Source organism: Nitrospiraceae bacterium, from assembly GCA_020632595.1.
Lineage (GTDB): Bacteria > Nitrospirota > Nitrospiria > Nitrospirales > UBA8639 > Nitrospira_E.
Genome location: JACKFF010000012.1, coordinates 23,765 through 47,016, shown reverse-complemented (window position 1 = coordinate 47,016; position 23,252 = coordinate 23,765). Strand labels below are relative to the sequence as shown.

Annotated in this window: 18 protein-coding genes; 10 read left to right on the top strand and 8 right to left on the bottom strand. The window is 46.2% G+C overall.

Annotation, left to right across the window (positions count from 1 at the left end; all coding sequences use genetic code 11):
• Positions 1-31 precede the first annotated feature (31 nt).
• Positions 32-385, top strand: a complete 354-nt coding sequence (locus H6750_17430; GenBank protein ID MCB9776089.1) for a hypothetical protein — start codon at positions 32-34, stop codon at positions 383-385.
• A gap of 43 nt (positions 386-428) precedes the next feature.
• On the opposite strand, the gene H6750_17425 is transcribed toward H6750_17430, so the two are convergent.
• Positions 429-1,055, bottom strand: a complete 627-nt coding sequence (locus H6750_17425; protein MCB9776088.1) for a hypothetical protein — start codon at positions 1,053-1,055, stop codon at positions 429-431.
• A gap of 315 nt (positions 1,056-1,370) precedes the next feature.
• Here H6750_17425 and metH point away from each other — a divergent pair, with 315 nt between their 5' ends.
• Positions 1,371-5,042, top strand: a complete 3,672-nt coding sequence (gene metH, locus H6750_17420) for a methionine synthase (protein ID MCB9776087.1) — start codon at positions 1,371-1,373, stop codon at positions 5,040-5,042.
• Between the two features lie 112 nt (positions 5,043-5,154).
• Here the strand turns inward: metH and H6750_17415 are convergent, their stop codons facing one another.
• Both H6750_17415 and H6750_17410 read right to left on the bottom strand, forming a co-directional pair.
• The gene (locus tag H6750_17415; GenBank protein MCB9776086.1) at positions 5,155-5,373 is read right to left on the bottom strand and encodes a hypothetical protein; all 219 of its coding nucleotides are present in this window, start codon (positions 5,371-5,373) and stop codon (positions 5,155-5,157) included.
• 285 nt (positions 5,374-5,658) lie between these two features.
• A complete protein-coding gene (locus tag H6750_17410; GenBank protein ID MCB9776085.1) occupies positions 5,659-6,156 on the bottom strand; it encodes a hypothetical protein in 498 nt (165 codons plus the stop codon).
• 340 nt (positions 6,157-6,496) lie between these two features.
• Between H6750_17410 and H6750_17405 the strand changes: the two genes are divergently transcribed.
• The gene (locus H6750_17405; protein MCB9776084.1) at positions 6,497-8,392 is read left to right on the top strand and encodes a radical SAM protein; all 1,896 of its coding nucleotides are present in this window, start codon (positions 6,497-6,499) and stop codon (positions 8,390-8,392) included.
• Positions 8,393-8,411: 19 nt separating this feature from the next.
• A complete protein-coding gene (locus H6750_17400; protein ID MCB9776083.1) occupies positions 8,412-10,379 on the top strand; it encodes a B12-binding domain-containing radical SAM protein in 1,968 nt (655 codons plus the stop codon).
• Here the strand turns inward: H6750_17400 and H6750_17395 are convergent.
• Positions 10,364-10,654 (bottom strand): hypothetical protein, encoded by a 291-nt coding sequence (locus tag H6750_17395; protein MCB9776082.1) that lies wholly within the window; start codon positions 10,652-10,654, stop codon positions 10,364-10,366. The genes H6750_17400 and H6750_17395 overlap by 16 nt on opposite strands.
• A 128-nt stretch (positions 10,655-10,782) precedes the next feature.
• Between H6750_17395 and H6750_17390 the strand changes: the two genes are divergently transcribed.
• Both H6750_17390 and H6750_17385 read left to right on the top strand, forming a co-directional pair.
• On the top strand, positions 10,783-12,021 hold the full coding sequence (locus H6750_17390; GenBank protein ID MCB9776081.1) for a hypothetical protein: 1,239 nt from the start codon (positions 10,783-10,785) through the stop codon (positions 12,019-12,021).
• Positions 12,022-12,422: 401 nt separating this feature from the next.
• Positions 12,423-13,355 (top strand): PhzF family phenazine biosynthesis protein, encoded by a 933-nt coding sequence (locus H6750_17385; protein ID MCB9776080.1) that lies wholly within the window; start codon positions 12,423-12,425, stop codon positions 13,353-13,355.
• A gap of 82 nt (positions 13,356-13,437) precedes the next feature.
• Here H6750_17385 and H6750_17380 read toward each other — a convergent pair whose 3' ends face one another.
• The 4 genes from H6750_17380 to H6750_17365 all read right to left on the bottom strand — a co-directional run bounded on the left by H6750_17380 (position 13,438) and on the right by H6750_17365 (position 15,636).
• On the bottom strand, positions 13,438-13,995 hold the full coding sequence (locus tag H6750_17380) for a MogA/MoaB family molybdenum cofactor biosynthesis protein (protein MCB9776079.1): 558 nt from the start codon (positions 13,993-13,995) through the stop codon (positions 13,438-13,440).
• A gap of 29 nt (positions 13,996-14,024) precedes the next feature.
• Complete coding sequence (locus H6750_17375; GenBank protein ID MCB9776078.1) at positions 14,025-14,351, bottom strand: (2Fe-2S) ferredoxin domain-containing protein; 327 nt, start codon at positions 14,349-14,351, stop codon at positions 14,025-14,027.
• A gap of 63 nt (positions 14,352-14,414) precedes the next feature.
• The gene (locus H6750_17370) at positions 14,415-14,858 is read right to left on the bottom strand and encodes a gamma-glutamylcyclotransferase (GenBank protein ID MCB9776077.1); all 444 of its coding nucleotides are present in this window, start codon (positions 14,856-14,858) and stop codon (positions 14,415-14,417) included.
• A gap of 229 nt (positions 14,859-15,087) precedes the next feature.
• Positions 15,088-15,636 carry a retropepsin-like domain-containing protein gene (locus H6750_17365; GenBank protein ID MCB9776076.1) on the bottom strand — a complete coding sequence of 183 codons (549 nt, stop codon included), beginning with the start codon at positions 15,634-15,636 and terminating at the stop codon, positions 15,088-15,090.
• A gap of 200 nt (positions 15,637-15,836) precedes the next feature.
• Here H6750_17365 and H6750_17360 point away from each other — a divergent pair, with 200 nt between their 5' ends.
• The 4 genes from H6750_17360 to H6750_17345 all read left to right on the top strand — a co-directional run bounded on the left by H6750_17360 (position 15,837) and on the right by H6750_17345 (position 22,675).
• Complete coding sequence (locus H6750_17360) at positions 15,837-16,301, top strand: hypothetical protein (protein ID MCB9776075.1); 465 nt, start codon at positions 15,837-15,839, stop codon at positions 16,299-16,301.
• Positions 16,302-16,429: 128 nt separating this feature from the next.
• Entirely contained in the window at positions 16,430-18,874 is a 2,445-nt protein-coding gene (locus tag H6750_17355; protein ID MCB9776074.1) for a TonB-dependent receptor, read from the top strand.
• Between the two features lie 4 nt (positions 18,875-18,878).
• Positions 18,879-19,325 carry an energy transducer TonB gene (locus H6750_17350; GenBank protein ID MCB9776073.1) on the top strand — a complete coding sequence of 149 codons (447 nt, stop codon included), beginning with the start codon at positions 18,879-18,881 and terminating at the stop codon, positions 19,323-19,325.
• A 368-nt stretch (positions 19,326-19,693) separates the two neighbouring features.
• Positions 19,694-22,675 carry a PAS domain S-box protein gene (locus H6750_17345; protein MCB9776072.1) on the top strand — a complete coding sequence of 994 codons (2,982 nt, stop codon included), beginning with the start codon at positions 19,694-19,696 and terminating at the stop codon, positions 22,673-22,675.
• Positions 22,676-23,252: the final 577 nt, after the last annotated feature.

The following is a 23,252-nucleotide window of genomic DNA, read 5'->3' as shown; positions in this document are numbered from 1 at the left end:
TGGGTTTCAAGACGGGTCAAGATGAAGCTTTATGTTTCTTGAAGTTGAACAAAACCCGAATTTTGAGGGTTCATATTTCATAAGGTTTAAGGAATTAGGACCTCCGCGGCGGGTGACCCATGTAAAGTCCTATGATCGAATTTCCCAGGGAGAATGGTGTGTGGTGACGGGGTGGTGTGATGATCCTGATCAACCACTCTGTCCTGCTTATGCGCAAAGGGTGGAAGATTCAGGTGCGGGTTCAGCCTTTATTGTTTTTGGAGGAAACTGGGGTATTCGACTAAAACTTGCAAACGATGCCAATGATTGGAATATTGAGGACACCAACCAATGGGGAGAGGGCTATTTATCATTAGGGGACGAACGGGATCTTAGATTTGAGTAAGGTCCACGAAAGAGCAACCTCTAAACGAAAATTTGGCAGAAGATCATTCCTCATAATGGGGTTGAGGAATGGATTTGATCGGTGCCGATGGAGCAGGAAGGCGTTTCTGAAATTCGGGTGAAAAGGGGTTGAGGATGGGCTCATGAGTTAATCGTTGCTGATTTCTAACGAGTTGCAGGCTTTGGGTCGTGATTTCCAGCCGGTCAATTGGGATATCGATAGAGAGAGTATTGGGTATTCCATTAATAGCAAACATTTGGTAGGCCAACGACCAGGTGAGCTTTTCTTTTCCTTGTTCTTTGACAATGAAATTGGCTTCTTGTGAAGGGGACCCCTTAAACAGGAGGACCCAGAGATTAGATCGGAACGTTGGCGCTGATGATTCTGTTGGAGGAACAAATTCAGGAACAAGGGAAGGAATATTTTGTAAGGGAACCGCAGGGGAAAACTCTACTTCGCATCGCTGGACATACAATGTCGGAATATTTTTGCCTTCATTTAAATCGGGAATATAGGAGAAGGAATAGCGAACTTGGATACCATTCCGGTCGTAGGTGTAAACATCTTCGCCATTTCCTGGAGAAACCAAATTTTTGAAATATTTCTCCCAATCGGGGAACGTATAGTAGCTAAAGACACGGAGGGCGGCTTTTCGGGATCGAACCGCCATAGGAGTTCCTAGTTTTTTGCGTAGCTCTTCTTGTGTTAAACCTAAATAGCCGTCTTCAAAATAAGGTTTGGCTGAAGTAGGGGTAGGCCACAAGATTCCCCCTATGCTACAAAGGATTGTAAGTAATACGCCAAAGGACACCCTAAAAAGTGACCTTTTACAAAGTGGGAGGGAAAATGTCATAAAAATATAGTCAATTTTATAATCCTATTTCTTGAAATTCCTAGAAGTCAAGAATAGGGAATGAGATATGGCTGATAAGCCTTAAGTTGTTGTCCGTGAGCTGGGATGTTTTTGAATGATGAGGGGGTAAGAATGAGCACATTAGAAGCGGCTTTAGAATCTCGCATCCTTGTGCTGGATGGAGCCATGGGTACCATGATTCAGGCCCATAATCTGAGCGAAGGGGATTTTCGCGGGACGCGTTTCGTGGATCATGCCTGTGAAGTCAAAGGCAATAATGACCTGTTAAGCCTGACGCAACCAAAAATTATTGAAGATATCCATGTGCAATACCTTCAGGTTGGCGCCGATATCATTGAGACGAATACCTTTAATTCCAATGCCATTTCTCTGGCCGATTATCAGATGGAGGATTTGGCCTATGATTTAAATCTGGCAGGGGCCCAATTGGCCAAGCGTGCGGTGGCACGAATACAGGCAGAGAACCCTGATCGTACGTGTTGGGTCGCCGGGGCCTTAGGTCCCACCAATCGAACTGCATCGATGTCGCCTGATGTGAATAATCCGGCATTTAGAGGGGTCACTTTCGATGACTTGGCAGCAGCGTATTATGATCAGGTTCGGGGATTAATAGAAGGTGGCGTCGATCTTCTTCTGGTCGAAACCATTTTTGATACGTTGAATGCGAAGGCCGCTTTTTATGCTATTGCCCAGTACAGCGAAGATGTGCAACGCCAATTCCCTATCATGGCGTCGGTTACGATTACAGATCTCAGTGGCCGGACGTTATCAGGGCAACAGATCGAAGCGTTTTGGAATTCCATTTCTCACGCCAATCTTTTGAGTGTGGGGATTAATTGCGCGTTAGGCGCCAAGCAGATGCGCCCCTATATTGAAGAACTTTCCAAGGTGGCTCCTGTCTACATCAGTTGTTATCCCAATGCGGGATTACCTAATGCTTTTGGCGGGTTCGATGAGACGCCAGAGCGAATGGGTGGAGATCTTCGCGATTTTGCCAGCCAAGGCTGGGTCAATATTGTGGGTGGGTGCTGCGGAAGTACGCCTGAGCATATACGAGCAATTGCGGAAGGGGTCAAAGATTATGCTCCGCACAAAAAAACACATGTTCCGCGTCTTACCCGATTAAGCGGACTTGAATCATTAACGATTCGACCAGAAGGAAATTTTGTCAATATTGGTGAACGGACCAATGTGACGGGTTCACCGAAATTTGCCAAATTGATTCTCAACGGGAAACTGGAAGAAGCCTTGGCCGTGGCGCGCCAGCAAGTCGAAGGCGGTGCGCAAATCATTGATGTGAATATGGATGAAGGGCTCTTGGATTCCCAAAAAGCCATGGTGGAATTTTTAAATCTGATCGGATCCGAGCCGGATATTGCTCGTGTTCCCATTATGATTGATAGCTCAAAGTGGTCGGTCATCGAGGCGGGACTTAAGTGTATTCAAGGCAAGGGTGTCGTCAATTCCATTAGTCTCAAGGAAGGCGAGGACCAATTCCTGGAGCAGGGGAGGAAGATTCGGCGTTATGGAGCTGCCGTTGTGGTTATGGCATTCGACGAAGCAGGTCAAGCAGATACGCTAGACCGAAAAGTGGAGATCTGCACGAGGGCCTATCGTCTTCTGACGGAGAAGCTGAACTTTCCGCCAGAGGACATTATTTTTGACCCCAACATTTTGACGGTCGCAACGGGCATGGAGGAACATAATGCCTATGCCGTGAATTACATTGAGGCCACAAGGCAAATCAAAGCCACGTTACCTTTTTGCAAAGTTAGTGGTGGAGTCAGCAATATTTCCTTTTCCTTCCGGGGAAATAATACGGTGCGGGAGGCCATCCATTCCGCGTTTCTCTACCATGCCATCAAGGCGGGGATGGACATGGGAATTGTGAATGCCGGTCAATTGGGAGTTTATGAAGAAATTCCCAAAGATCTCCTCAATTTAGTAGAAGATGTCCTGTTGAATCGTCGGCCGGAAGCTACTGAAGAACTGGTTGCCTTTGCGGAGACGGTCAAACAACAGGGCAAAGCAACTCTGATTGATGATGCGTGGCGTCAGGGCACGGTAGAAGAACGTCTGTCGCACGCGTTGGTGAAAGGGCTTGTTGAGTTCATTGATGCTGATGTGGAGGAAGCCCGTCAGAAATACCATAAGCCTCTGGATGTCATTGAAGGGCCTCTAATGGATGGGATGAATGTGATCGGGGAGCTGTTTGGGGCGGGGAAAATGTTTTTGCCTCAGGTGGTCAAAAGCGCGCGAGTCATGAAAAAAGCTGTAGCGTATTTGTTGCCGTTTATGGATGCCGAAAAAGTTGAAGGGGAGAGTCGAAACCAGGGTAAGATCCTGCTCGCGACAGTGAAGGGCGACGTGCATGACATTGGAAAAAATATCGTCGGTGTCGTGCTGGCCTGCAATAACTATGAAGTTCTGGACCTAGGTGTGATGGTTTCCTGTGACAAAATCTTGCAGACTGCTCGCCAAGAAAAAGTGGACCTGATTGGCCTGAGCGGACTGATTACTCCTTCTTTGGATGAGATGGTTCATAATGCACGAGAAATGACTCGAGAAGGCTTTTCCATTCCTCTGCTAATTGGGGGAGCCACCACGAGTAAGGCCCATACCGCGGTGAAGATTGCGCCTGGGTATACCAGCCCAGTCGTACATGTTTTAGATGCCTCCTTAGCCGTTAATGTCGTACGCAAGTTAATGAGCCCGGATGAAAAGAATGCGTTTATTCAGGATGTGCAGGCGAAACAACAGAAAACGCGGGAAGCCTATCTATCTAAGACAACGGCTAAAAAATTTGTATCATTGGAGGAGGCAAGAAAGCGGCCTTTCGATATTCATTGGGAGACGGCATCCATTGCCAAACCCAGGATCCTTGGTTGCAAAGTTCTTGAGGATGTGTCACTGGAGACGCTTGTTCCCATAATTGACTGGTCACCTTTTTTCCACGCATGGCAATTGCGCGGGAAATTTCCGAAAATTTTTGAAGATTCCGTGGTGGGGCCAAAAGCCAAAGAACTTTTTGATGATGCTCAAAAGCTCTTGCAAGAAATTCTTGATCGAAAATTACTTGCGGCCAAAGGTGTCTATGGATTCTTTCCAGCCAATAGTCAGGGCGATGACATTATCATCTACAAAGATGAGACGCGTTCGGAAGGTGTGTCAGTCTTTCACACTTTGCGCCAGCAAATAGAAAAGCCTCAAGGGGACTTTTATTATGCATTGGCTGATTTCGTGGCTCCGCAGTCCAGCGGAAAGGCGGACTATATTGGTGGCTTTGCGGTCACGGCCGGCCTGGGGATAGAAGCCCTCTGTCAGCGGTTTGAACAGGATCATGATGACTATAACGCTATTATGGCTAAGGCCCTGGCCGATCGACTAGCCGAGGCTTTTGCCGAATGGCTCCACCGTGAAGTACGGCAGGAATGGGGATTTGGCCAAGATGAGCAATTGACCAACGAGGAACTCATACTAGAAAAATACCGCGGGATTCGTCCCGCACCGGGGTATCCGGCCTGTCCGGACCATACTGAGAAACAGCACTTATTTGAATTGTTGCAGGTTGAAAAAACCGTAGGTATTCGGCTTACCGAATCCTTTGCCATGTATCCGGCTGCGTCAGTCAGTGGTTTCTATTTTGCGCATCCCCAAGCCAAATACTTTTCCGTGGGAAAAGTGCAGCAGGATCAAATCCGAGATTATGCCAAGCGGAAAGGGATGGATGTCTCGGTAGTGGAACGCTGGCTTTCCCCGAACTTGTCCTATGACCCTACTTAGAGGGTATGGTGAATTTTGAGTTTCAATTTTTGAGAGTGGCGGGATTGGTCTATGAAATCTTTGGGAGAAAGGCAGGAGGACTGTTATGAAGTTGGTCCGACATCCACGAGTGCTAATCCGGATCAGAATATCGCTGGCCACTTTCACCCGACCAACGGCTGATCCCAATTTCTTGGGATTCCCATAAGGCCTGAATTTCTTGAGCTGCCAAATCAGCTTCTATTGTTCGCTCTTCACCTTCTGGTAATTCCTGAACTTCTTTTAAGAGTGCCTGGCTTGGTTCTGGACCCCGACCTCTCGGGGAGTTTTTGAGTAACACATTGATTGGCATAGGTACCTCATGTTGTATCGTACTGTTTTCATGGATAACGCCTCGTCAGGTGGACTGTCAAGTCTAACAAAGGAAAGGGCTTTTCCGACTAGAATGGCCGGTTATGAATCCCATCTATGTGAGACTTTCTTTCTTTGTTCCTTAGGCCAGCGTACTTTCAATGAAACCCATGAAAATAATTGTCCAAGGCTAACAACGTTGTAGCCAAGGCTTTCTCATCGTCGCAATAGGGGTGGAACTCTGCCAGCTTCGCTCAATTTCTAGGTCCTGACACGCCTGCTTAGATTAGACCAGGATCGGTTGGAGGTTGTCGGGACATTCAAGTATAGAAGATTCGATGGGGTGACTAATGCTCTGAAGGGCTTTCACGATCCATTGATATCGTTCTTCAGCCCAAATATCAAACGCAGAAGAATTTTCAAAAACCAAGTCCCAGGCAGGAACCGAGTCCAATAGCAACAATTGGTGAGGAGCGTTTTGTCCTGGAAAATACACCACCAAGACGGCCGATTTCCCAATGAGACTGATATCCGTAAACATGTGAATCATGGCCTGGGTAGGAAGTTCAACTGTGCGGGAGGCGGCTTCAACGATTGGTCCATAAATACGATGGAGGAGTTGTTGTGTCGTTTCATAAGGCGATTTGCTCTGATGGAGGTGTGGGTTTGGAGCCTCACCTAGCAGGTTCGTTACGAGATATTGGAGGGCTTCCCATGAGGGCATGGTGCCAGAATTGACTAGTGAATCCATTAGATACGACATCCAGTTGCGACATTTAGGCATGGTTATTTCCTCACAGTTATTTCTTAGTAGACCTAAGAAATTTTTAAAATGTTGATGAAGAGTCGGCTACCAGACAAGGAAGGAATTCCAAGGGCAGATGAGTGATTTTAATATGAAGGTATTATTGGGTCAAATATAAATTTTTTAATACTGGTTGAATGTGCGATTGGCCTTGACCATGGTTTTTTCAAGGACTTAGAATGGGGAATCTATCTAATGAAAAAAACTAATAAAAATCAATGGGTTACTTTATGATAAGAAATAGGAATGAATTACGTTATTCATGATATTGGTTTGAGTGAATTAAACGCGAATAAATAATTTTACCTAAGGTGTTAAAATGAGGATAAATTATGATAAAGGCGGGTTGATTCGCCCCTCTAAGATTCAATTTCCAAAAACCACTGATTCCAAAGATTCAATCAGTAAGGCCAAGATTCTGTTGGTCTTTCCACCAGACTGGTACCCCTCAGAACCCTATCTAAGCCTTCCGACCTTAACGGCTTTTCTTCGATCAGCCGGCCATGACGTCATCCAAAAAGATGTCAATCTCGAAATGTACGACTGGTATTTTAGCCGGGACTTCCTTCGGCGCATTCTTAAAAAAGTTCCCCAGCAACTTGATCGTCTCAAAAAAATTAGGAGGAGTCGTGAATTAACGGATGAGGAAGTGGACCTTCAGTTAGCTCTCTGCAATTGTACCCGAGGCTACATCAGTGATTTAGCTGAAAGAGCCGAGAAAGCCAAGGAAATTGTTCGAAGCCGGGAGTTTTATGAAAGTGACAAGCTGGAATGGGTGATGAACACATTCAGGGAAGTGACGGCCACGATATCCTTGGTGTATGCCCCGGCAAGGATCTGTATGCCTCCGATGGAAACCGATTTATCCTACAAACTGTTTATGTCGTCAGAAGTGCTTGAGGCCGTGGAAGATACTCAAGTTAATATTTATCGGGATGTCTTTGAGGAAATTCTGAAGCCGGCGATTCTGGCCGAAAAGCCTGATGTCATTGGGATTTCAATTGTTCTTCGGCAGCAATTGTTTTCCTCTATGACATTTTGTGCACTTATTAAGGAGCAATTTCCCGATATTCATGTGACCATCGGAGGTAATACTGTCACCCGCCTGAGAGAAGTGCTTCCTGATATCCCAAAGCTCTTCGCATTATTTGATAGCGCGATTGTCTATGAAGGGGAGACGGCTTTATTGCGATTAGTGGAAGCCATAGTCTCGGATGGGGATTTATCCCATGTTCCTAATTTACTGTTCAGAGATGCAGCTGGGATTCATGTAAATTCCGAATCCTACGCCGAAAATATGGGCGAACTACCTCCTCCAGATTTCGACGGATTGCCACTGGAGAAATACTTTGTACCCGAGCCGATTCTTCCCTATTTAGCCACTCGCGGATGTTACTGGGGGCGGTGTGAGTTCTGTGATCATGGTGAGGGCTATACAGCAGGGTATCGGACCAAAAGGGATTGGCAGATTATTGAAGAACTCACCTATTTGAAAAATAAGTATCAGGCCCGACATTTTCATTTTACAGATGAGTCATATCCACCTGCTCTATTTCGGAAGCTCACCAAAAAATTAATTGAATCGAATTTGGATATTGCCTGGACTACACATATCCGTTTTGAAAAGAGTCTTCTTGAGGACCAGGTTTGGGCGGATGCCAGGACGTCGGGATGTAAATTTCTCCATATGGGCTACGAATCCGGAAGTGAGCGCGTGCTTCAACTCATGGATAAGGCGACCACCACGGAGGTGATCCAGCGAAGCTTGGAGTTATCCTCTAAACACGGGGTTTGGAACCATGTCATGGGTTTTTTTGGATTCCCTGGGGAAACCTACCAAGAGGCCAAATTCTCTATTCAATTTTTAGAAGATAATCGAGAACACGTCCATTCGATTGGATTTGGGACATTTGATTTGAGCAAACATACTCCCGTCGCGAAGAATCCTGAAAAATTCGGCATCACCTATTATAAAAATCCGGAATGGGATCTGGCTTTGGATTACTATTTTACCGTGAAGGAAGGATTGAGTATTGAGGATGCCGAACGGGTATTCGAGGAATTTGAGCAAAATCATTATGCTGGGTGGGATTTGAAAATTTTCGTGCGGGAGTATGTGTTTTTATACGTGGCCCATTTCGGGACCAATAAGTTGCCTTCGCTGCAATTTCGGCTCGACTCGCACGATCCCTCAACAAAATTAGCCTCTGTCTAATGTCAGGAGCGTTGACCTTATGACTGATTCCTTAATTGAAATCGAGCGTGGTGGTTCGACCGATAAATCCAGACGGACGTTTAAAACAATGCTGCTCTTTCCTCCGGAATGGGTTCCTACCGCTCCATACCTTGCTTTACCCAGCCTGACTGCCGTCCTCCGCTCCTATGGCCATGAGGTGGTACAGAAGGATGTCAACATTGAAATGTACGACTGGTTTTTCAGTGATACTTTTTTAATCTGGGTAAAGCTTCGAATGGATCAGCAACGGCGAGGTTTGAACGAACGAAAAGCCTGCAATGAATTGACTGATTTCGAACGAGACCGACTGGCTTGTTTGGCATTGCAAGATGCTATAGATGTGATGGAATTGGCTGAACGAGCAATAGAAGCCAAAGCCATTGTGCGAGGCGAGTCATTTTATGATGCAGGAAAACTGGAATGGGCCTTGCAAACATTCCGGGACGTTATGCAATTTATTTCTGCCGCCTATTTCCCTGCTTCCCTCGTATTCTATCCCATGGAAAGTAATCTGGGGTATCGCTCGGGAGTTTCGAGTGAAGTGTTGGCATGCCTGGATGACGATCTTGTTAACGTGTATCGGGATGTGTGCCGTCAGTTAGTGCTTCCTGCTATCCAGAAAGAGCAACCGGAAGTGATAGGAGTTTCCGTCGGGACCCAAATGCAACTCCTGGCGGGTATGACCTTTTGTAAAATGATTAAGGAGGAATTTCCCGACATTCATGTGACTGTGGGTGGCAACGTGATTACCCGGTTAAAAGATGATCTCCCAAAACGGAAGGAATTTTTCACGCATGTCTTTGATTCGGCCATTTTGTATGAAGGAGAACATGCGTTGGTTTGGTTGCTGGAAGCGCTGGCGGGTGAACGAGATTGGGTCAAGGTCCCTAACTTGATGTGGAATCAAGAAGGGGAGGTCCGTGTAAATGATGAAATATATACCGAAAAGACGACGGCCTTGCCTCTTCCGGATTTTGAGGGATTACCGTTGGATGCCTATTTTGTCCCGGTCCGAATTTTACCCTACTTGGCCACTCGAGGGTGTTATTGGGGACGATGCACCTTTTGTGATCATGGGCAGGGATATTTCGATCAGTACCGTGGAAAGCCCGCGCACGATGTGGTCCGAGAGATCAAAGCCTTAAAGGAGAAATACCAGGCAGAGCACTTCTTGTTTTCCGATGAATCCTATCCTCCCGCGTTATTAAAAAAAGTTTCGCAATTGTTGATTGAGGAACAGGTGGGGATAAAATGGACGACCTTAATCCGGTTTGAAGAATCATTGCAGGATCCAGAAATATGGAAGCAAGCGGTTCGAGCCGGCTGTTGCACGCTGTATTATGGTATGGAATCGGCAAACGAGCGTGTACTGGAGCTTATGGATAAGCATGCGAAAAAGGCAGTGATTGAAAATAACCTACGAGAAGCCGCCAAAGCCGGCATCTGGAATCATGTGATGGCTTTCTATGGTTTTCCCGGCGAAACACGAAATGAAGCCGAGGAGACACGGGAATTTCTTCTGGAAAATAAACGGTATATTCATTCGGTGGAATTGTTTTATTTTGTGGCCTACCGACATACACCCATGGTTCGGAATCCTGATAAGTTTGGTATCACCATTCATAAACAGGAAGAGTATGATATGCCTCTCGATTACTATTACACGCTGAAAGAACCAGGTGGGATTACTTGTCTGGAGGCGATGCAATTAGCAGAGGAGTTTTATCAGAAGGATTTTGAGCCCTGGGCTGTTAGAGTTAATGCTCGTGAACATGTATTCCTCTATATTTCTAAATTCGGTACGAATTACCTGCCTCAGATCTATGCAATGAAAGCCGGGCAGGATGAACCACGAACTGATGGGGTTCAAGGTCTTATCACCTGGCCTGTGTCTAATGCGCCTTCCGAGAAAAATTCAAAAGGGGAGACAGGAATGTCCCGTGTGGTCAGTCATGCTGCTCCGTGATCATCCTGTTGTTCAGAGGGACAGCTATTCAGCAGATGATTAGATAGAATTTGATAGGCTGCATGAATTTCTTTAGTTTTGGCCTCTCCCTTTTTGTACATTTCCATATACTTCGCAGGATTATTGGTGAGGCCTGCGTAACGTGACGGATACCAGATTCGCCTGGCCTCTTCATATTGTTTCTGAAGGGCATCAGGCGAAAATGGCTCCGTTAGGTCTAGAATCAGCAGTGCCTGTTCGATGGTCATCGGATTCGGGTTGCTTGAGGAAATCATGAAAATTTTAAGGTTTTATGGTGCTCAGCAGCCTGATTGATATGCTCAAGTGTTTCAAAAGAGCAGTCAAACTGTCAATTGGATTTCAGATTTAACCACAGGCGGACTTTTCTTAGAAATTTTTGACGATGCTGCGTGAACTCCCCATATTAGAAGCTCCAAAGTTATTTGCCGGTCAGGATTACCGCGATGTGTTGAAGCGGGAAATGGATGCAGGGAAAATTCCGTTGAGCTTAGGGAAACAATGTCCGGTCAAATGTGCATTTTGCTATGAATTAGACCATTCCTACCGAGAGACACTGGCCCCACCCAAAACCTCCCAGGAAGACTGGCGGTTTATGTTGAATTATATTAACTCTAAGCCAACAGATCCTCTTCAGTTCTGGTGCCTGGGTGGTAATGAATACATGGAATGGACTGATTTGTTTCTTCATCCGAAAGCCATGGAGTGGATCGAAGATTTTTTGAAATTTACTGATAAAAGCATTCAATTTTTCACGGTTGGTTTTGTCCATGTTCCCAAGATTCATCGGTTGGTGGAGCAATATCCGGGAAGAATAAATTTTGAGTTATCCGTCATTACACTTGGGGCGTATCGACAAAAACTGATGCCGCATGCTCCATCGGTTAAGCATCTGATGAAGATTTTGGATGGTCCTGCAGTTTCTTCTGCAAATTTTTATGCTTTTGATGAAAACACCATGTCTGCAGATGCGAAAACGATTTCCCGAATTAATCCTCGATGTGTATTGTGGATGGGATGTTTGACGCCGGTGGGCGGAATTCAAGAGGCAGCAAGTCGTATGATGAGGCAAGGTCGAAAATATCTTGCTGTTGAGGCGGAAAAGATATACGATGCGGGCCTTCCAAATTTTACGACCATTCATACTGAAGCCTATGTGACGGCTTTTTTGAACCGAAAGCGAATTCTCAGTCTATTTGACTCTTTGGAATTAGAAAAACGGGATTCGGTCGTTATGGCGGGCAGTGTATTCCGGATATTGTCTATGTTCAGGAGAAATCGAGCAAAGTTTCTCCATGTTCCCAATGCCACTCTTGGAGGGGATTCTGATTGTACGGTTTTGTTGACGTTAAATGACATTGCCAAACGGCTGACAACAGAGAAATATATTTATGTCCCCCAATGTATTGTGGAGTCCGGAAGAGGTCCGAATCGCGATATTGCCGGGGTTCATGTTGACGATTTTGTAAGTAAGACCGGAGTGAAGGTCAGGGTTTTGCCAAAAATTAGCACGAAGTTTGCCAATAATCGATTGTATCGAAATGGATCACTACAAAACTATGTGCAGGACTATGTGCGAAATCCCTTGGCTCGTTCTTATGAAGCAATCCCGTTATTAGCGTAAATTGTCGGAATATTTTCTAAAAAAGTAGATGGGAGGTAGGTGGTCCAGACCTACCGAACCAATCAAGATTTTGGAGGTATTGCTGGTGAAAAGGGAAAGAGAAGTATTCTTTTTTTTATTGCTAGTGGGGGCTGTGGGGTGTTCCGGGAATTTGGAAAGCCAGGAGACATTCAGTCAACAAAAGAAAGCAAACGATTCGTTAATGTGTGAAAAGATAACTGATGGGAGAATGGGAGGGAGAGGAGTTCCCGGCTGGCAAAGAGCTTATGAGGAATGCATGGTTACGGGAGGTCAGTAAAATTTCCTTATATCCTCTTATGCTGTCATGCCCTGTATAGTTTGTTGTTTTGAGATTCGCCTAACATGTCATGAATCCCACCTGAAATGTTTTCAAGTTGATTATGGATTCTTCTAAAAACTGGCTTCAATTTTATCAGGTTGATGTGTTTACCAGTGAGCCTTTTGGCGGTAATCCATTGGCAGTGTTTCCGTCCGCAGGAGAGCTTAGCGAGCGGGAGTTTCAACAAATTGCGCGTGAAATGAATTTGTCTGAAACGGTGTTTATCCTTCCACCTACCGATCCCAAGGCTGCCGCCAAGGTGAGGATCTTTACCCCGCTCCAAGAAATTCCGTTTGCGGGTCATCCGATTTTGGGGACATTTTATGTTCTTGGGACACTAAAGCATCTTGCCTTGCAGGAGCCCGTGACGAAAGTTTTTTATGAATGTACCCTGGGCTTATATGCGCTTGACCTTATTGTTCTGAAGGGACAAATTGAACAGGTCATTATGTCGCAACCCTCTCCGCAATTTATAGATGTCATCACACAGGCGGAGGCCATTTATGATATTGCCAAGGCTTTGGGAATTCACAGATCGCTCATTGCCGATACCCTTTTCCCTGTTGAATTGGTATCGACAGGATTACCGGTACTCATTGTACCCATTCGAAGTCTGACAGCCGCAAAATCCATGGAGGTTGATCATTCTGAAGTTTTAGAGATTTGTGCTCGCTTTGGGGCCAATGGAATTATGATTTTTACAACGATGACAGTGGAGGAAAGCGCCACTGTTCACACGAGAATGTTTGCCGATCCCATCGGCATTTCGGAGGACCCTGCAACAGGCAGCGCAAGTGGCGCCCTAGGTGCCTATTTAGTTAAAAATGGAGTCGTAGAAGTTGGTCCGACCACTGAAGTGGTTATGGAGCAAGGATATGAAATTGATCGGCCGTCCCGTATTTTGGTGCAGATTTTTTCTGATGATGATGTGATCAAAGAAATTAAAGTGGGAGGCCAGGTGGTGATGGTGGCGGAAGGAAAGATGGTCTACTAGCCTATAAATTCTGGCCTCGCCTGATCTGTGTTCTTCATGGACGGTTCTGAATGGAAATGAAGGATAACTTTTCTGAAGGTGCCTATTTGGTGAGTTCTCCAGCTATGTGCCCCATTTCAGGGAGAATAAGTTTCTCCATAGCGAGGCGAACAGCCCCCTGAGAACCGGGAATAGAAAAAACCACCAGTTGCCCGTAGGTGCCCGCGGTGGCCCGACTCAACATGGCGGACGATCCAATATCCTGATAGCTCAAATACCGAAAAAGCTCTCCAAATCCATTAAGCCGTTTTTCCAATAAATCATCGACGGCTTCAAATGTGGAGTCTCGCCTGGAAATACCTGTTCCGCCATTGATTATGATGACCTGAAGGGCCTCCTGACCCCTGGCTTGGAGGAGGAGCCCTTTGATATCGGCCGGTTCATCTTTAATGATTCGGTACTCGGAAATAGAGTGTCCCTGCTCTTTTAAAAGATGGCAGATTAGCTTTCCACTGGTATCGGTATCTGGCGTTCGGGTATCACTACATGTGAGCACCATGCAGACTAAAGAGGATGCCTTCCGTGCTTTGTGTGTGAGATGAGACGGTTGAGAATCGTCGGTATGTGATCCATGCCCTGCATGATGTTGATGTTCATCCATGCTTAACCTATACAGGCAAAAGCCGGCAATTAAGACCAAACGGAATCCGGTTTGAGCTGGGCAGGAGGCGATCCTTTTTTGATGTGCTCATCCAGGATAACCGCCACATCGGAATCTTTGACTTGAGAGTACCAGGTTCCCGTTGGATAGACGACAACGTTAGGGCCACTTTCGCAGGGCCCGAGGCAAGTTGTCCCGCTGACCAATACCTCCCCGGGTTGAACGCCGCGTTCAATCAAGCCCATATTAAGTGCCATTAATAAATTTTGAGCGCCCGCAGCTCCACAAGAAGGCTTGGGATGTCCAGGAGGACGGGAATTCGTGCATACCAGAATATGATACTTCGGTTTTGGCATAGATACTCCTTCTTAACGAATAGATAAAAGAGAAAAATTTAATAGAAAGAATGAACGAAAAACTCATTGAGAGCGAAACAGATTCCACATGTCCACGCATTCATCCGGTAACTTCCAATGCTTAACTCCCGCAAGAATCCAATCTAGATAATGATCTTTGGCTTTAAACTTTCCAATGCTTTGGGCGACGTGCGTGCTTACGAACTCTTTTTCTCCTTCCTGTGTGAACACATGGACCTCAACATGACGAAATGCTCCTTCTGGAAGATCGCCCTCAAACTTGTCCATTTCTTGGACATCCTCCTGAGTGAGTTCAAAAACCCCTCCCCACACTCGTTCGCCAGCAGAAGGGGCAATGGTGGCTAATCCACAACGCCACTGGTTTGACCACCGACCGAATTTGATGGTGTGGTCTGGCACGTATGCCATAAATAAAAATTGTGCTTCAGGAGCACGTCGCTTGAGCTGTGTGGGATTTAAATTGTCCGCATAAATGAAAAATCGCATGGGTTAAGTCCTGTCTGGTTAGGGGAAAGGTAGTATTACCATACTGCCTTCGAGGACTGTCAAGGACTGATTCTCTGTATCCTGAGGATGGGAGCTTTTTCTTGTAATGTTAGTAGGGATCGGAGGAAAGTTTATGCCCTATCCCCAAACTCCCAGTCAAGTGATGGGGGATTGAACCTAGTTCAAGATTAATAACCAAAGAAGGTAGAGCGATAAGGGACTCTGAAGCCTAAGTCCTTGGCGAGAGGTGTAGTTGTTTGTTGGAATGGTCCAGGCGAACAAGAAAACGATCAAAAAAACTGAGTCCGAGTAAGCCATCGATCCCGTCTGGGAGGTTCGGTATCGTATAGATGACCACCTGGACATCATCTCTGCCTATATTTCCCACACGAATTCTTCGCGCGACGCCTAGTTTGGCTTGAACCTTTCCCCCGACAGTAAGAAGGTTAACCGGCGAATGGGCCGTATCTGACCGAATTCCCGCATCAAATGCTAAATCTTCTGAAATGGTTGTAAATGTGGCCCCCGTATCAACTATGAGTCTGGCTTCATGGAAGTCATTCAACTCCACGCGGGCCACCCAAACACCTCCCAAATGTTCAAGGGCAATCACCGAATCCTCGCTTCCAGCAGCCACTTGGACTGATTTGGGAGTATGCGAGCGAGTGGGGAGAAGAGTTTGGTCTAAAGATAATCGACTGAGAATAGCCTGCCCACCCACCACTGTACCGATGGCTATTACCATAATGCTGATAAAAAGTCTGTTGGCAGTCCCCAATGCGTAAATTCCTCGATCAAGAAGCAGATTTTAATGATTAGATCCTTAGGATGGGCCTCAGTAGGCTTTTCGGTTGGGACCCAACAAGCCTTGAAGGCCGATTTGAGCATTGACAATGAAATTGGGTTTTTCCGGGTGGGGTGATCCGGGAATTTAATTAATTTTATTAGCGTTGACAGGATTTTGATTAAAGCGAATCGATGCAAGACAATGGTGTAGTTGTTGTATTGTCCGAAAACCTTTATTGCAATTTAGTTGCAATTATTGTTGACACGCTTAAAGGCCTTTGGTATTTTCGGGCGCAAGCCCATTGTTGGCAAAAAATCCTCATGATCCGAAAACCGCCATCTCTCATCTCTCGATTTAATATCAGCTTGGCTCTAGCCCTTGCTTTGGTATTGTTGAGCTCAATACCGTTTGTGCAGGCCCTGGAAATCCATCATGTCTTTGCTGAGGTGGATTATGATGGGCATCAACATTCTGATGATGATTTGTGCCAATGGGTACAGCACCATACTTCCCATTCCCTAGTTTGGGATGTCTCAGGTTTATCTCATTGGTCTGTTGTTGCCGGTTTCCTTTTCTTTGATGGAAAAGAGACGTATGCGTCTCTGACCCTTTCCCTCGGTAACCCTCGCGGTCCTCCAGCTTCCCCTTTCTCTTAACTTTCTTTTTTACAGCTGTCTCTCACCCTCAAGACATCTTTGCACAGCCTTCCAACGCGGAAGGGCATTGTGAATGACGCAAGGGGAGACATGTGGCTAATTGATTGTTAGTTGCTGGAGGTTTCTGGATGTTGTTTGGAAATGATAAATGGGTGATATGGTGTGGCCTTTTTCTCTGGATCTTCGGATTGGGGACGTTTGTAGGTGTTAGCTTCGTTCAGGCTAAGGACAAAGGCAAAAACGAATCAATCTGGATTGTAACCGGTTTAGTGCAATATGAGGATCTTCGCCGAGTCCCTCAGGCAACAGTAGAATTGCGGGATCAAGAAGGCACCCTCATTGAGACTCAATTGACGAACGAAGGGGGTGAGTTTATTTTAGCTCCTCCTGAGTCTGGGATTTATTCTATTCGAGCAACTCAGTCAGACTTATCGAGCGAATCAACGATTCTTAAGATTGAAAACGATCCATTTCTGGAGGTCAAGTTAACCTTGGCACATCGACAAGAGCTTACTCTTGAGGTTGTGGCTTCTTTGCCTCCCATTCAGCATCGGCTCTCCGGAGAATCCTATTCTATTAGTCGCAAAGATATCGAGGAGTTACCACGAGGGAATAATATTGCTCTAAATGATCTGCTGTTAACCCTTCCGAGTGCGGTGGACGGGGGGCTGAAGCAAGTACACATTCGTCAGGATCACGCCAATTACCAATTCCGGGTGGATGGTGTTCCGATTCCCGATACCGTCTCTTCGGTGTTTACGGATGTCATCTCTCCACGGACGTGGGAGCGCGCAGACATTATTCTGGGTGGACCAGAAGCACAATTCGGGAATAAAACCGCAGCCGTTATTGACGTGATCACTAAAAGCGGGACAAAGCCAGGTTTTGGCTCGGTGCAATATTTTGGAGGGTCGAATGAAACCATTAATCCGGCTTTTGAGTATGGAGGTACGGTTGGCTCAAGCTTTCGCTACTATTTGCAAAATAGCTTTACGTCCACGAACCGAGGGATTAACCCTCCCACCTTAGGGAAAACTATTTTCCATGATCAAAGCAATCAAAACCAAACCATGTTGCGCGGGGACTGGCAGATGGATAACCAGAATAGCATGTCGTGGTTATTCCTTAACTCCATTGCCAAATTTCAAATTCCAACTCAACCGGGGCTGGCCGCAAATCCTACTATTGTCGGGCTTATCCAGGGGACTGATCCGGGGTTTGAACCGGTGACTTCTCAAAATATAGATGAATACCAAAAGGAGAACAATCAGTATTCACATCTGGTTTGGCGGCATGATTGGAGCCAGGATCAGTTTCTCAGCCTGTCAGGGTTTTTTCAGCATTCCCGAGCCACGTTCACGACCGACCCCTTCAATGCCTTATCCTATACACAAGATACTGAAGAGCCTTTTTCGGTAAGCGATCAGGATCGGTGGTCCTATGTTGGTGGGATACGGTTTGATTACAGTCATCGATTAAATCCCGATCATTTAATTAAAACGGGATTCCAGATTCAAAGGACCCAGGCGGTGAATAAAACCCGGTTGTCGGCTTTTTTGAGGGATGGAGCAGGCGATCCAGTAGGGGGAGTCATTTCCCGCAATGCCGATAACCGCACCATTGGATGGCGCGAGGAATTCTGGATTCAAGACCAATGGACCCCCTGGGCTCAATGGACCTTTAATCTTGGTGTTCGCTTCGATCAAATCCAGGCGTTGACCAATGATGGACAAGTGAGTCCACGGGTAGGCGCCACTTATGCCATGACTCCCAATCATGTCTTTCATGCCTTTTATGGAAGATTATTTACTCCTCCGAATCTTGAAGCTGTTCCATTTCTTCAACTGAATACCATTGGCACTACGGCCCAACCAGAAAATTTGACTAATCGAACAGTGGAACCGGAGCGAGCCCATTATTTCGAGGTCGGCTCCGCCCATGCCTTGGGGGATTCATTGTCAATAGAATTAACCGGATATTATAAATTAAATAAAAATCTATCAGATGCCGGACAATTCGGAACGGCCCCGCTTCTTAATTATTTTGCGTTTAAGCGGGGTTGGCAGCGGGGAATCGATCTGTCCGTTAATGCGAAGTTGTCAGACAACCTTTACGGGCGTGGTAATGTCGCTTGGGGGCAGTGTCGCGGAAAAAATCTGCAGTCAGGTTATTTTTTGTTGGAGCAAAACGAAATTAATGATATAAATTCCAAGAGCGGAGTGTATTGTGATCATATGCAATTGGTCACCAGTTCGGCTGTGCTTACGTACCGCCCCTTTGCCCATACGACGATCACAGGGCAAATGTTGTTCGGGTCTGGACTCCGCTCATCAAATCCTGGGGGGAAAACGAACGCGACCCATAGTCCATCCTACACCACCTATAATCTATCCATCGAACAACTTCTTCCTCTGTGGGATAACTATAAAGCCCTGTTGGGGTTTGATGTCATCAATCTCTTGGACCAAAACGTGTTTCTAAACGATGGGGAGGGCAGTATTGGCCTTGGTGTGGCCCATGCCAATATGCCCCGTTCATTTTTCTTTCGTGGACAATTCTTTTTTGGTGGGTAATTCTATGAGCGTTTCCCGGAATTTTGGTCTCTTCATGCAGGTGCTCTGGCTATTAAGTGGGCCCTCGCTCTCCTATCCGGCCGAATCAGATTTCGCGACGCATCAATCTGACCATGAAGAAGATGTACAGGTGGAAACCCTCGACACGGTCCATGTCCATGGGCTCCGGCTTAATAAAGATCAACAACTTGGACCGGTCCCACAACGAACCCCCTGGCCGACAATTCCATCTACCTTAGATGGGCAGATCTTAGACGATTGGCTCAAAGCTCGAATATTGGTCAGTAAAAATTCAGATGTCACCGTGGTTATTCTTCAACCTGCCGCACATAGGGAACTCACTCAAGCTTCTTTACTGGCTCTCAAGCAGTGGACGTTTTTGCCACAAATGAATGGCGAGGAACCTATCGATGGTGAGATCTCCCTCCGTATTCATTTTCGTACTCAGTGAATCATTTCTGACCCGCATAGGTGCTGGACGGGTGGCAGAACAGTTTCCTCAAGATGTTTAGGTCTTACTTTCCAATGGGGTTGTAGAATCCCGAGCGGGGCTTTTGTCTTCCATCTGCAACCATCCTCTCATGTTGGATTTCTGGATAGACATTTTTGGCGCAAAAGCATAGGATATTCCTCTGACTTTATGGATGGTTGGAGGCTCCCATTCGATTGAGGGAGGGGATCATTGATTCTCTTTGACGTTCTTCCTCGTGCTTTCACGCATAGTTCCTGTAGTTCGACTGCTCGTCCTGCCTTTCTTTTCTGTTCCATTTCCGGTGCTTAATGCTTCCTGAGCAGCAACGAATCTTAAAAATGGTTCTAATGGGAACAGTTTTACTCCTGACCCTTAGCGTTTTTGTGTTTATTGGGCTTTACTTTGAATCCATTGAGGATGAAAAAGATCGACTGACTCATCTGACTAACATATACGTTCATTACTTGGAAGCCATGAAGCACTTACCTCCAGACTGGCCGGAAGGGGCAATGCCTCAAGAGGTCTTCGAGAATCGTATTCAACAGGAATTTGATGCTCTGAGGGATCATCATCACTTTGGGCAAACAGGAGAGATGCTTCTAGTTCGCCTGGATAAAAATGGAGGGCAGAGGTCTTCTCAATTTCAACTGGATATATCCGTCGATAGCCGCACGCAAATTTTGACTGATAGTCGTGGTAAGAGTGTTTTGCTGGCCTATCAACCCCTAGCAGGTCTTCCTCTAGGAGTAATAGCAAAAATCAATATTCAGGAAATCCAATCTCTCTATTTTCTTGGTGGAGGAGCCATTGGTTTACTGGACCTAGGAATTATGATGGCGGTCGGATTTATCCTGGCTCAAGGTAAAAGTGGCAGAAGGCAGCACTCCCCTAAAGACAGGCAAAAACTGCCAGCTGTCGTAGCGAGTGAGGGCGAGGGAATTGTGACCTTCAATGAGGATGGGAAGATCGAAACATTTAATGAAGCAGCGGAAGCGATGTTTTCCTGGCAAGCCTCAGAGGTAATAGGCAGGCCGTTTAGAAATCTGGTTAATTTTTCGGAACAAGACGGATGGGATCTATTTGTCTTGTCCTATCGGCAATCGGGAGTAAAACATGTTGGTGCTTTGCTGAAGGAATTCAAGGCTCAAAAAAAAGATGGAACAGTTTTCCCTCTGTCGTTGGCCTTGACCGAATCGCCGCGAGCGGACCAGCGTCTGTTCACCGCATTATTACGGGATGAGACAGAACAAAAACTTGCTGAACGCCGTTTAGCTGCACAATATGCGATTGCCAGGGTGTTGGCCGAATGCACGACCATTCAGCAAGCCACTCCAGAAATTCTCCAGGCGGTCTGTAATAGTTTAGGATGGCAAGTGGGGGTACTCTGGCAGGTGAAGCCTGGGACAAAAATCCTGTTCTGTGTGGAAGTGTGGCGAACTTCCCATGAACGGTTTTCTGAATTTGTTACTGTGACACAACGTATGTCCTTTGCGAAGGGAGTTGGCCTGCCTGGACGGATCTGGGAGACGGGTAATCCGATTTGGATTCCTGATGCGGTCGAGGACCCCAATTTTCCTCGTGCACCAATGGCCGCTCAGGTAGGATTGCATGCGGCATTTGCCTTTCCTATCAGGCTCGGTGACACAATTCTTGGAGTAATGGAGTTTTTTAGCGGGGAAATCCAGGAGCCGGATGAAGCCTTGTTGCACCAAATGGTGTCTGTTGGAAGCCAGATTGGGCAGTTTATGCAACGAAAAGAGGCAGAGATGGCCCTACGGGAAAGTGAAGAACGAACACGGCTCATTCTGGACACCGCCCTTGATGCCGTGGTCACTCTAGATGAATATGGCTATGTTATTGGGTGGAACTCACAGGCGGAACGCATGTTTGGATGGTCCAGGGAGGAAATCATTGGGCAACAAGTGCTAACTACGGTCATCCCACCGAAATACCGGGACGCCTATCCACAGGGAATTCCACACTTTTTCACTTCAGAGGTCAATGCAATTTTAAATAAACGGTTTGAATTGTCCGGATTACACCGTGATGGCCATGAGTTTCCTTTGGAATTGGCCATTACGGCTATTCAATCACAAGGGAAAATAATTGTTAGTGGGTTTCTCCGCGATTTAACCGAGCGACGGCAGACAGAAGAAGCTCTTCTAAAAAGTGAAGAGCAGCGTCGTCAGGCCCAAAAAATGGAGGCAGTAGGGACCTTGGCCGGTGGGATTGCACATGATTTTAATAATATCTTATCGGCCATTATTGGCTATACCGAACTGGCCATGACTCAAATTGGGGTGGGCAGTCCGGTGTTGCCCCGTTTACAAGAAGTCTTACGAGCAAGTTATCGGGCCAAGAATCTCGTTCGGCAAATCTTAACTTTCAGCCGGCGAGATGAATCTGGAAGAAAAGTGATGCATTTACAGCCGATTGTGCAGGAAGCCCTGAACCTCCTTCGTGCTTCTCTTCCGTCTACGATTTCCTTGCATGCCGAACTCCAACCAAGCTCTGCGCCGGTTCTGGCTGATGCAACTCAGATCCATCAAGTAATCATGAATTTGGGAGCTAATGCGGAATATGCGATGCGGCCGATGGGCGGAAGGTTGACGGTAACATTAGATGAAGTAGCCGTTGATGAAACGACGGCTTCTCTTGTTCAAGGGCTGCATGCGGGGCCTTATATCCGCCTGAAAGTTGCTGATTCCGGGCAAGGGATGTCACCGAGTGTTACGAAACGAATTTTTGATCCGTTTTTTACCACTAAGGATGTTGGGGAAGGCACAGGGATGGGGTTGGCGGTTATTCATGGTGTCGTAACGAGTCATGGAGGTGTGATTCGGGTTGATAGTCAGAAAGGCCTGGGTACGACCTTTACCATTTATTTCCCTTGTTCCTCTCTCCCTGTCGAAGTTCCGCAGATCCCGTCAAAGTCTTCTTCTTATTTTAGGAAGGGAACAGTGATGTTTGTGGACGATGAGGTGTCTATTGCCAAATGGGCCAAGGATATGTTGGAGAATGCGGGCTACATAGTTGTCGTATTTTCCAATGGTCCTGAAGCGTTGCAGGCATTTAAAGAGAATCCTCATCAATTTGATGTACTTGTGACGGATCAAACCATGCCAGGCATGACGGGAGAATTGCTGGCTCGTCAAGTAATGAGCATTCGGCCAGGTTTTCCCGTTATTTTGTGTTCAGGATTCAGTTACACAATGAATAAAGAGAAAGCCTTATCGATGGGGCTCAGAGCCTATTTGTCCAAGCCGGTCTTAATGGAGGATATGGCGCAAGCGCTACAAGTTGCGTTGACTCCTTCCGTCCCTCATTAAGCTAAGGAATTCAATTCTTAAATAAAATTTCCCCACCTGCCAATCCTATTTGACGGATTTTTATCTTGATCTTTTCGTGGTTTTTTATTTCCGTAATGAAAGAGCATGAAGGGGTCGAAAGAATTTGAATGATCAAAGGTTATAACTTTCAACTCAAAAATTTCCGGTTTCACTCTCGTGAATGTTAGGAACACAAGTCTGAAGAATCCCAGAAAATAGTTCCGTGAGGAGGATACTTTTGATCCGCTACCAGATGGTGGTGCATTCATTAGCCCTCAATGCTTTTGAGAAACCTGTTCATATGGGTTGCAAATACCCTTTTAGGAACGAGTGGGTGAATCCCAAATGGAACTTTCCTATTCCATGAGCTGAGGCATACCGAACGCTCGCTACTAGTGAATAGGGGTTATCTTGGAATTTCAGAGTGCTCTGATGCCTCCCCTACCACATTTTTTCATCCTTTTCCTCTAATTATAATTTTTTTTATTAGGCCCTTTGGGGCATACATTACACATTCGTCGTGCTGTTTGACACTTTCTGTAGCTGTTTATTTGACTATAAGAAAATTTTCTTTAGA